The sequence below is a fragment of the Curtobacterium sp. MMLR14_010 genome (genome assembly GCF_001865015.1).
GTDB lineage: Bacteria > Actinomycetota > Actinomycetes > Actinomycetales > Microbacteriaceae > Curtobacterium.
Genome location: NZ_MJGV01000030.1, coordinates 1 through 10,330 on the forward strand (window position 1 = coordinate 1; position 10,330 = coordinate 10,330).

A 10,330-nucleotide genomic window follows, 5' to 3' on the forward strand; every position below is an offset into this window, starting at 1 on the left:
CACCACGATGGGGTCGCCGGGCTTGAGGTCCGCGATCTGGTTCAGTGGCTTGCCGTAGGTGACGCGGTGGCCGGCGACGGCGAAGTTGCCCTCGGCGCCGGGCATCGCGGTGCCCTGGTAGTGGCCGAGGCCGATCGTGTTGAGGACCTGCTCGCGGTCGGTGCCTTCACCGATGGGCCGGTTGTAGTCCGCGCCGAAGCGGGGGATCTGCATCGTGCCGAACACGGAGGACAACCCCGGCGGTTCCGCCAGGACGGGTGCGGCCCCGTGTCGTTCGGTGCCGACCTGCGACGGGGTCTTCACCTGCTGGAGGTGTTGCACGAGCGCGGTCTGCTCGTGCACGGCGACCACGTCGGTCCACCAGGCGGTCCAGAGCACGTAGAGGCCCGTGGCGGCACCGGCGATGATGAGCAGCTCCGCGACGAGTGACAGCAGCGCGCCGCCGACCGTCTGACGGGGCCGACGACGGCGTGCACGGGAGCGGCCACCCTGCTCGTCCTGCGCGCCCCCGTGCGCGGGGAGGGTGTCGTGTGTGGTCACGTGGCTCCTGGTCCGGTGGTCCTGCGTCGCGGTGACGACGGGACAGGTCTATCAGACCACGGTGACGCCCTGTCGAGGACGTTCTCCACAGAGTCGCTACCGTGGAGCGATGGAGCACGTCATCCGGCAGTTCACCCCTGCCGACACCGAGGCCGTCGTCGCCGTGTGGGAGTCCTGCGGCCTGGTCCGACCCTGGAACGACCCGCGGCGGGACATCGCCCGCAAGCTGACCGTGCAGCCCGAGCTCTTCCTGGTGGCGACCGAGTCCCCGAGCGGACCCGACGCCGATCCACACGGCACCGACCCGGTCGGCCCCGCCGTCGTGGCCGCGGGGATGGCCGGCTTCGACGGACACCGAGGCTGGGTGAACTACCTGGCCGTCCGCCCGGACCTGCAGGGTTCCGGGCTCGGTCGGGCGTTCATGGCGGAGTTCGAACGGCTGCTCACCGACCTCGGCTGCCCGAAGCTCAACCTGCAGGTGCGGGCGGGCAACGAACAGGTCATCGGCTTCTACGAGTCGCTCGGGTACGCCGACGACCACACGGTGTCGATGGGCAAGCGCCTCATCCCGGACGTCTGACCCAGGCGAGCACGAGCTCGGGCGAGCGCGAGCTCAGGCGAGCGCGAGCGTGACCGAGGCCGTCAGCGCCAGGCCGATGCCGACGGCCTGCAGCACGGCCAGCCGCTCGCGCAGCACGATCCCCGCGAGCAGCACGGTGCCGATCGGGTAGAGCGCGTTGAGCACGCTGATCACCGGCAGCGTCGACGGGTCCGTGCTCGAGTGCAGCCCGGTCTGGATGAACACGTTCGCCAGGGCGTCGAACACCCCGCACGCCACGACCACCAGCGCGAGCCGACGGACCGTGCCGCCGACGGCCGTGGGGCCGGCCACGTCCGGGACGTCGGCGGTGGCGGCGACGCCGGGGGAGCCTCCCGTCCGGAGGGTCGTGGCGACGGCCGCGACCCCCAGCAGCACCGCCTGCAGCAGCCGTGCGACCAGGAGTGGGGCCATGCCGGAGTCCGCCGGCGTCTCGTTGAAGGCCAGCACGATCCCGCCGAACCCGCACCCGGCCACCGCTGCCGTGACCACACCGCGGGTCGTGAGCCGCGCGCCGCCGGGGTCCCGCACCGACGCCACGAGCACGACGGCCACGACCGCGACGACGAGCGCCCCGATCGCCACCGGCGACAGCACCGTCCCACCCACGAGCGCGACGACGACCGGCACCACGGCGGCGAACACCGCGGTCAGCGGCGACAGGACGCTCATCGGCCCCATCGCCAGCGCTGCGTAGAGCAGGAGCACGCCGACCGCACCGGAGACGCCGGCGACCGCGCCCCACAAGCTGGCCTGCCAGGAGAACCGGCCGCCGACCACGGCCAGCGCGACCAGGAGCGGCGCGATGCCCACGACGGCGGCGATCGCAGCGACGGTGACTGGCCGGAGCCGACGGGACGCCAGCCCACCGAGGAAGTCCGCGAACCCGTACACGAGGGCCCCACACAGGCCCAGCACGACGGTGATCACGGGTCCCATCCTGCCGTGCCCGGTAGCCTGCGGAGGTGAGCGTTCCCTACCACCGTCTCTTCCGCGTCGACGGCCGCTGGCGCTGGTGGCGTCCGCTCGTCGCCCTCGCGTTCCTCGCCGGGTGGTACCTGGTGTCGCAGATCCTCATCACGGTCGCGTACTTCGTGCCGATCGGGGCATCGCAGGGCCCGCAGGGGCTGATCGACCTCGAGCAGAGCCTGCAGCAGGGCGCACTCGACCCGACGGACCCGATCGTGCTGTCGCTGTCCCTGGTGTCGCTCGTCGTGCTCCTCCCGGGGATCATGCTCGCGGTGCGGATCGCGCGCCTCGGCCCGGCGAACACCCTGTCGTCGGTGCGCTTCCGGGTGCGCTGGCGCTGGGCGGCGTGGTGCCTGCTGCCGTCGCTCGTCATCGCGGTGATCATGTTCGTCATCCAGACCGGGATCGTGGACCTCGCGACCGGGGCGGTCTTCGGTCGGGGCAGCATGTTCACCCTCGACGGTGGCTTCGCGTGGAACCACGACGCCATCGGGCAGTCGACCGTCTCCGTCCAGACCCTCACCCTGACGGTCGCCATGGTCGTCCTGCTCGTGCCGTTCCAGGGCGCAGCCGAGGAGTACGTCTTCCGCGGGTTCCTCATGCAGACCCTCGGCGCCTGGATCCCGTGGCGGAAGGTCGGCGCGGTCGTGGCCGTCCTCGTCTCCACCGTCGTGTTCGCACTGCTGCACATCCCGAACGGCTACAACGTCTGGGGCATCCTCGACGTCGGCTCGTTCGGGCTGGTCGCGGCGGTCATCGTGCTCCGGACCGGCGGGCTCGAGGCCACCGTCCTGCAGCACGCCTTCAACAACATCATGATCTTCGTGCTGCAGGCGCCCGGGTGGTCGAAGGTCGACCTGGACTCCTCGAACGGGACCGTCGTCGGATGGCTCGTCACCCTCGGCACGTCGCTGCTCTACTGGGGCATGGTCGAGTTCCTCGCCCGCTGGCGTGGGCTCGACCGCCGCTTCCCGGGTGCCGAGACGCCGCGGTTCCGCGGTGTGGTGCCGACCTGGGCGGGTGGCGCGCGCTGGGTCCGGCCAGGAGGCCTGGGCTGGTCGGGTGCACCGGCTCGCTCCGAGGGGGTGGCCGGGTCCACCGCCGCGGTCGCGTCCGTGGGGTCGGCTGCCGGGAGCGGGAGCTGACCGCGCGGTCGGCCGCCGGCACCGGCAGCCGACCGCACGCCCCCTGTGGACAGCGGGATCGGTGTCGTCGGTCGCCCGTAGGCTGGGTGCATGAGCACCACCACGGCCGCCGTCGTGCCCGACGCGTCCCCGTCGCGCACCGCGGCGCTCGACGTCCTGCACCGCGTGTGGGGGTACGACGACTTCCGCGGCGAGCAGGCGGCGATCATCGACCGCGTGGTGTCCGGGCAGGACGCCCTCGTGCTCATGCCGACGGGTGGCGGCAAGTCGCTCTGCTACCAGGTGCCGGCCCTCGTCCGTGACGGCGTCGGGGTGGTCGTCTCACCGCTCATCGCCCTCATGCAGGACCAGGTCGACGCCCTCGCGGCCAACGGCGTCAAGGCTGCGTTCCTCAACTCCACGCAGGGCCCCGACGAGCGTGCCCGCGTCGAGCGTGCCGTCGTCACGGGCGAGGTCGACATGCTCTACCTCGCACCCGAACGGCTGAAGCTCGAGTCCACCCGGGCGCTCCTCGACCGTGCCCGCATCGCCCTGTTCGCCATCGACGAGGCACACTGTGTCGCGCAGTGGGGCCACGACTTCCGCCCGGACTACCTCGAGCTGAGCGTCCTGCACGAGCGCTGGCCGACGGTGCCGCGGATCGCCCTCACCGCCACGGCGACTCCGCAGACGCACCGCGAGATCTCCGGCCGGCTCGGGCTGGACGACGCCGAGCACTTCGTCGCCGACTTCGACCGACCGAACATCCAGTACCGGATCGAACCCAAGACAGGCGCGCTCCAGCAGCTGCTGACGTTCATCCGCACCGAGCACAAGGGCGACGCCGGCATCGTGTACTGCCTGTCGCGCAACTCGGTCGAGCGCACGGCCGCGGCGCTCGTCGACCAGGGCATCCCCGCGCTGCCGTACCACGCGGGGCTCGACGTCCGGGTCCGTGAGCGCAACCAGTCCCGCTTCCTGCGCGAGGACGGCATCGTGATGGTCGCCACGATCGCGTTCGGCATGGGCATCGACAAGCCCGACGTCCGCTTCGTCGCCCACCTCGACCTGCCCAAGTCGCTCGAGGGCTACTACCAGGAGACCGGCCGTGCCGGGCGTGACGGCCAGCCCTCCACGGCCTGGCTGGCGTACGGGCTGAACGACGTCGTGCAGCAGCGCCGGATGATCGACCAGTCCGAGGGCGACGCCGCGCACCGTCGCCAGCTCAGCGCGCACCTCGACGCCATGCTCGCGCTCTGCGAGACGATCGAGTGTCGGCGCGTGCGGTTGCTCGCCTACTTCGGGCAGGAGTCGACGGCGTGCGGCAACTGCGACACGTGCATCGCCCCGCCCGAGTCGTGGGACGGCACCGTGCCGGCGCAGAAGCTCCTGTCGACCATCGTGCGGCTCGACCGCGAACGCGGCCAGCGGTACGGCGTCGCGCACCTGGTCGACATCCTCATCGGCAAGCAGTCGCCGCGCGTCCAGGAGCTCAAGCACGAGTCCCTCGCCACCTTCGGGATCGGTGCCGACCTGTCCGAGGGCGAGTGGCGCACCGTGGCCCGACAGGTCCTCGCGCAGGGGTACGCCGCGGTGTCGGGCGACGGCTTCGGCACGCTCGTGCTGAGCCAGAGCAGCGCCGAGGTCCTCGCCGGCCGCGTGCAGGTGCTCATGCGCCGCGACCCGGTCAAGGCGCCCCGCGCCAGCCGTGGCCGCCGCACGGTCGTCTCCGACATGCCGCAGGAAGCCGTCGGCCTGTTCGAGGCACTGCGGGCGTGGCGTGCGGCGCAGGCCCGCGAGCAGGGCGTCCCCGCGTACGTGGTCTTCAACGACGCCACCCTGCGGGGCATCGCGGCGGTCCGCCCGTCCGACGTCGACCAGCTCGCCGAGATCTCCGGCGTCGGTGCCGCCAAGCTCGAGTCCTACGGCCGTGCGGTGCTCGACGTGGTGGCTGCAGCCGACTGACCACGGGCGCATGCCGTTCGCGGCATGTGACCCATCGCCCCGTGGCTACACTCGGTACCTCTCGCCCCGAGGAGGCTGCAGGTGACCGGTTCGTCGATGCTCGCCACCGTGCTCGGACGTGGGGTGGTGGCTCCCCTCGCGCGGGTGCTCTGGCGGCCGCGGATCATCGGGCGGAAGAACGTCCCGAAGCGCGGTGCCGTCATCCTGGCGAGCAACCACCGGTCCTTCATCGACTCCCCGGCGATCACGATCATGGCCCCGCGGAAGGTGTCGTTCCTGGCGAAGCAGGAGTACTTCACCGGGACGGGCTTCCGCGGTGGGGTCTCCCGTGCGTTCTTCGGGGCGATCGGTGCGATCGGCGTCGAGCGTGGTGCGGGTGCCGCGGCGCAGCAGGCCCTCGACCTCGGGCTCGCCCGCCTGCAGGAGGGCGAGGCCTTCGCGATCTACCCGGAGGGCACCCGCTCGCTCGACGGCCGGATCTACCGAGGGCGCACGGGCGTCGCCTGGCTGGCCCTGACGAGCGGGGCGCCCGTCGTGCCCGTCGCCCTCACGGGGACCGAGGACGTGCAGCCCGTCGGCTCCCGCGTGCCGAAGCTCGCCCGGGTGACCATCGAGTTCGGAGCGCCGCTCGACCTGTCGTCCTTCGGCGAGGCCTCGTCCGGACGCGCCCGCCGTCACGCGACCGACGCGGTGATGGCGGCGATCCAGGCGATGAGCGGCCAGGAGCCCGCGAACGCGTACAACACCCCGCCGGCGACCATCGTCGAGCGGGTCCGTCGTGCGCTGCACCGGGACGACCCGAGCGAGGCCGTCGAGCCCGACTGAGCACGACCAGCACTGCTGCTATTGCAGATACGAAATATCAGTTCTTGAATGGGGAGCGTGCCCACGCCGGGCACGGTCCCGCCGCCCGAACACGGAACAGGGATCTCCTCTCGTGATCGGAAGGTCAGCAGCATGTCCTCCACCCCGCTCTTCGACGCCGTCTCCCGGCGTCATGACTGTGCCACCCTCGCCGTGCCGCATCGCACCGCGACCCCCGTCGCACCGCCCGCGCCGGCGCCCACCTCGCCGCTGTCGGCTCCCGTCTCCGCCACACGGTCCGCCCTCGTCCCCGCTGCCCTCGTCGCCGCGATCGACGACATCCCCGTCCGTGTCGCGTCCGCGCTCCCGCAGGTGGTCAGCGTCCGGCCGGAGCAGTTCGTGCTGGTCGAAGCCGTCGCCGACGCCGTCACCCGTGCCGTCGTGGACGCCGTCGCCGTGGAGCTCGACCGCATCCACGCCGACGGTGCCGTCCGCGTCTGACCCGCTCCGCTGCCTGATGACGACGAACGACGCGCTGCCGAGGCGCCCGCGCGGGGCCGAACGCCGCGCGGCCAACACCGCGGCTGCACGGACCGCGCGTGCGTCGCGAGCACTCCGCAGCTCCGGTCCCGCCACGGGTCCGTCCCAGTCCTCCGGCGCGGTGGTGTCCCCTCCCGCCGCGCCGGAGTCCACCCGCCCGCACCGACGAGCCGTCCCGCTGACGGCCACCGCGGTCGCCGCCTGCCTGTTCGTGACCGTCGCCTCGCCGCAGTCGGCGCTCGCGACGCCGGTGGACGCCGTCCCGGACACCACCGCGCCGATCGCCGCGATGGACGCGCAGGAGTACCACGCGTCGGGGTCCGTGCACGTCGACGTCGACCGCGACGGCTTCTCCGTCGAGCGTGTCCCGGGTCGGACGCCGCGCGACGGCCTCGTCCCACGGCTGCCCGACGGCACCTCGGTCGTCCGGCCGGTCGACGGGTCCGTCCCCGCGGCCGGTGGCTTCGGCGCACGGTGGGTCGTGGGGTGCACGGCGTGCTCGACCAACCACGCGGGGCTCGACTTCGCGGCCCCCACCGGCACCCCGGCCGTCGCGGCGATGCCCGGCGTGGTCGTGTCGGCCGGCGTGCTCGGCGGGTACGGCAACCAGGTCCTCGTGCAGCACGCCGACGGCCTCCAGACGCGGTACGGCCACCTGTCCCGGATCGACGTCCGCGTGGGGCAGGTCGTGACCGCAGGGGAGCGCATCGGGGCGGTCGGCTCCACGGGCGTCTCGACCGGCCCCCACCTGCACTTCGAGGTCATCGTGTCGGGTCACCCGGTCGACCCGGCGGTCTGGCTCCGAGCGCGCGGGCTCCTCTGAGAACCGGGCGTCGTCGCCGCGTACCGTTCGACGAGCCGTCGGCACCGAGCCGACCGGCAGGACGGAGACACACGGTGCGCGTGACGGTGCTGGGAACAGGGGCCATGGGAGCCGGAGTGGCGCAGTCGCTCCTCCGCGAGGGACACGACGTGACGGTGTGGAACCGGAGCCGCGAGCGGGCCGAGCCCCTCGCCGGACTCGGAGCCTCCGTCGCGGACGACCCGGGCAGTGCCGTCGCCGAGGCCGAGGTCGTCCTGCTGACGCTCTTCGACGCCGACGCGGTGGTCGACGTCCTCGAGCAGGCCGCCGGTGAGGCACCGACCGACGCCGTCTGGGTGCAGGCCTCGACCGTCGGCGTCGAGGGCAGCGACACCGTGGTGCAGATCGCGGCGAAGTACGGCATCACCCTGGTCGAGGCCATGATGCTCGGTACGAAGACCCCGGCAGAACAAGGCAAGCTCACGATGCTCGCCGCGGGACCCTCGGCGACGCTGGACCGCATCGACCCGGTGCTCGACGCGATCGGCGCCAAGACCGTCCGTGCCGGTGAGCGGGTCGGGGAGGGCACCGCGCTGAAGCTCGCCGCCAACGCCTGGATCGCCTCGATCACGGCGGCGACCGCGCAGTCCCTCGCCGTCGCGCGGGGGCTCGGCATCGACCCGGCGCTGTTCCTCCAGGCGATCGAGGGCTCGGCGAGCGACTCCGCCTACGCCCACACGAAGGGCGCGGCGATGATGGCCGGGGAGTTCCCCGCGCAGTTCGCCCTCGACGGCCTCCGGAAGGACATCGGCCTGATCACCGACGCCGCCCGCGCGAACGGGGTGTCGACGACGCTGCTCGACGCGCTCGGCCGGGTCTACGCGGAGGCGAGCGCCGCGGGACACGGCAGCGACGACATCGCGGCGGTCAGCACGGCGTTCTAGTCGGCCCGGCCTCCCGGTCGGCCTGACTCGCTAGTCGCGGCGGAACAGCCGTCGGAGTCTCGTCCCGAGGCGTCCGACGGCTTCGTCGTTCATGGTGTTGGCGAGGTCGAAGGCCTCCCGCGCCGGGTCGGAGCCGTCCCGGATGCGTCGGAGCGCGGCGTCGGCCCGGGCTCGGGCGTCGAGTTCGGCGAAGGGCATGTCGTCCTCGGGCTCGTGCGGCCGGGGTTCCGTCATGACTGCAGGCTACGCGCGGGGCGGCACCGAGCGGGGGCCGTCGGCGCGCCTGGCCGTCTTGTCGGCGTCGATCTCGTCGACGACGGAGGTCATCTCCTCGAGGAACTCCACCACGACGGCCATGTCCACTGACGGCAGGTGCTCGGCGACGGCGAAGGCGCGGGTGTCCAGTTCGTCGATGACGGTGATGGCACGGCGCATCGACGAGCCGGAGGCGCTGAGGATGACCCCGCGTCGGTCGTTCGGGTCCGGCCGGCGCTCGACGTGGCCGCTCTGGACGAGGCGGTCGACGAGCGCGGACGTCGAGGCCGGGGTGATCTGCAGGCGTTCGGCGAGCTCCTTGGCGTTCACCGCGTGGCCCTCGGACTCGGCGTCGACCAGCACGCGGAGCGCCAGGAGCGCGTTCTCGCCGATGCCCAGGGCCTCTCGTGCCCTGCGCTGCGCTGCGCTCTCGGCAGTGCGGTAGCGCCGGAGGGCGTTGAGCACGTCCACTGCGTCGACCCGGGACCCGTTGCCGTACCAGTACCCCGTGGTGTTCGTCGTCACCTCGGAACTCATGGTCGAGATCCTAGGCCCTCTAGTTAGGTTGTCTAGCGACCAGGCCACTCCGCGCGCTCGCAACACCCGTGACGCGGCCTCGAAACACCGACGCAATGCGGGGTCAGTAGGTTCACGGGATGCAGGAGCTGCGGTGCTGAGCCGACTCGCCGGGAGTGTGTTCCGCGTCGGAGCCGCGGTCGAGCGGGCGGACGTGATCGCCCGGCTGCTCGACGTCTACCTGACACGGTCCGATCCGGCCACGGGAGCCGGCGAGCCCGCGGTCGCGCGGGAGCTCCGCGTCGTCGCCGGTGCGGCGATCCGTCCCGCGACCGTCCTCGACCGCTCGACGACGCTCGAGGCGCTCGCACTCGACCGGCACGAGCCAGCCTCCATCGCGAACGCCGTGGCCGTGGCGCGGGACGACGCCCGCCGAGCCCGCGACGTCGTGTCGACCGAGCTCTGGGACTGCCTCAACGTCACGCGCTCGCGGATGCCCCGGAAGATCGCCGGCGGCCGGGAGCACGAGTTCCTCGGGTGGGTGCGCGAGCGGAGCGCCCTCGCGATCGGCGTGGTCGAGGGCGACGCCAGCCGCGACGAGGTCTGGGAGTTCTTCACGCTCGGCCGGTCCCTGGCCCGCTGCGCCGCCACCGCCCGGCTCCTGGCGTCCGACCTGCTCGAACCCACGTCCGCCACGTCGTGGGGCACGGCGCTCCGGGCGTGCGGTGCCGGTGAGGCCTTCCACCGCGGGTCCCGCCCCGGCGCGCCCGCCGCTGAGGCCGCAGCCTTCCTGCTCCTCGACGCGCGGAGTCCGCGCTCGGTGCTGTTCCTGATTCAGCGCGCCGAGGAGTGCCTGGCGGACGTCGCGTCGAACGTCGTGTCCGACGAGCTCGCCGACCTCCGCGACGCGCGGCGTGCGCTCCAGCAGATCCCGCCGGCCGAGGCCGTCGAGGCGGCCAGGGCCGCCGGGGCACGTCTCGCCGCGGTCGCCGAACGGGTCGCCGCCGCGCTCGAGGACCGCGTCTTCGCCGTCGCCGAACCCGCCCGCTGACGGCCGTCCTGCGCGCGGGCGCATCGGGCGACACGGCGGGGAGGAACGCGACGCGCAATCGGACCGACGATGTCGCTTCTCGCGGGCGCGTCAGGATGCGGACACATGGAGCGACACCGTCGGTCCGTCCGCGGCGCGCGGATGCACCGACGGTGTCGCTTCCGTCGGGGCGGGCGACGACCGTGCGTCCGGAGCGCGGTACCGGCACCCACCGGACGGGAG

The 10,330-nt window shown here is 72.9% G+C and carries 12 protein-coding genes; 8 read left to right on the forward strand and 4 right to left on the reverse strand.

Annotated features, from left to right (window positions below; translation table 11 throughout):
• On the reverse strand, window positions 1–540 hold a 540-nt coding region (locus BIU98_RS07335; protein ID WP_254787817.1), incomplete at its 3' end, for a sortase.
• Between the two features lie 109 nt (window positions 541–649).
• Here BIU98_RS07335 and BIU98_RS07340 point away from each other — a divergent pair.
• Window positions 650–1,120 carry a GNAT family acetyltransferase gene (locus BIU98_RS07340; RefSeq protein ID WP_071274071.1) on the forward strand — a complete coding sequence of 157 codons (471 nt, stop codon included), beginning with the start codon at window positions 650–652 and terminating at the stop codon, window positions 1,118–1,120.
• A 33-nt stretch (window positions 1,121–1,153) separates the two neighbouring features.
• Here BIU98_RS07340 and BIU98_RS07345 read toward each other — a convergent pair whose 3' ends face one another.
• On the reverse strand, window positions 1,154–2,068 hold the full coding sequence (locus tag BIU98_RS07345) for an EamA family transporter (RefSeq protein WP_083393066.1): 915 nt from the start codon (window positions 2,066–2,068) through the stop codon (window positions 1,154–1,156).
• Between the two features lie 35 nt (window positions 2,069–2,103).
• Between BIU98_RS07345 and BIU98_RS07350 the strand changes: the two genes are divergently transcribed.
• The 6 genes from BIU98_RS07350 to BIU98_RS07375 all read left to right on the forward strand — a co-directional run bounded on the left by BIU98_RS07350 (window position 2,104) and on the right by BIU98_RS07375 (window position 8,286).
• A complete protein-coding gene (locus tag BIU98_RS07350) occupies window positions 2,104–3,252 on the forward strand; it encodes a CPBP family intramembrane glutamic endopeptidase (protein ID WP_071274077.1) in 1,149 nt (382 codons plus the stop codon).
• A 90-nt stretch (window positions 3,253–3,342) separates the two neighbouring features.
• Window positions 3,343–5,196: a DNA helicase RecQ gene (gene recQ, locus BIU98_RS07355; RefSeq protein WP_071274080.1), complete on the forward strand. Its 1,854-nt coding sequence runs from the start codon at window positions 3,343–3,345 to the stop codon at window positions 5,194–5,196.
• A 96-nt stretch (window positions 5,197–5,292) separates the two neighbouring features.
• Window positions 5,293–6,021, forward strand: coding sequence for a 1-acyl-sn-glycerol-3-phosphate acyltransferase (locus BIU98_RS07360; protein WP_071274148.1), 729 nt, complete (start codon window positions 5,293–5,295; stop codon window positions 6,019–6,021).
• Window positions 6,022–6,153: 132 nt separating this feature from the next.
• Window positions 6,154–6,501, forward strand: a complete 348-nt coding sequence (locus tag BIU98_RS07365; protein WP_071274083.1) for a hypothetical protein — start codon at window positions 6,154–6,156, stop codon at window positions 6,499–6,501.
• 16 nt (window positions 6,502–6,517) lie between these two features.
• On the forward strand, window positions 6,518–7,363 hold the full coding sequence (locus tag BIU98_RS19695; RefSeq protein WP_217635676.1) for a M23 family metallopeptidase: 846 nt from the start codon (window positions 6,518–6,520) through the stop codon (window positions 7,361–7,363).
• A gap of 80 nt (window positions 7,364–7,443) precedes the next feature.
• Complete coding sequence (locus tag BIU98_RS07375; RefSeq protein ID WP_083393067.1) at window positions 7,444–8,286, forward strand: NAD(P)-dependent oxidoreductase; 843 nt, start codon at window positions 7,444–7,446, stop codon at window positions 8,284–8,286.
• A gap of 30 nt (window positions 8,287–8,316) precedes the next feature.
• Here the strand turns inward: BIU98_RS07375 and BIU98_RS07380 are convergent, their stop codons facing one another.
• Together BIU98_RS07380 and BIU98_RS07385 are read right to left on the reverse strand one after the other, a co-directional pair.
• A complete protein-coding gene (locus BIU98_RS07380) occupies window positions 8,317–8,520 on the reverse strand; it encodes a hypothetical protein (protein WP_071274089.1) in 204 nt (67 codons plus the stop codon).
• 9 nt (window positions 8,521–8,529) lie between these two features.
• Window positions 8,530–9,078: a MarR family winged helix-turn-helix transcriptional regulator gene (locus BIU98_RS07385; protein ID WP_071274092.1), complete on the reverse strand. Its 549-nt coding sequence runs from the start codon at window positions 9,076–9,078 to the stop codon at window positions 8,530–8,532.
• A 133-nt stretch (window positions 9,079–9,211) separates the two neighbouring features.
• Between BIU98_RS07385 and BIU98_RS07390 the strand changes: the two genes are divergently transcribed.
• Window positions 9,212–10,108: an alpha-E domain-containing protein gene (locus BIU98_RS07390; protein WP_071274095.1), complete on the forward strand. Its 897-nt coding sequence runs from the start codon at window positions 9,212–9,214 to the stop codon at window positions 10,106–10,108.
• Window positions 10,109–10,330 lie beyond the last annotated feature (222 nt).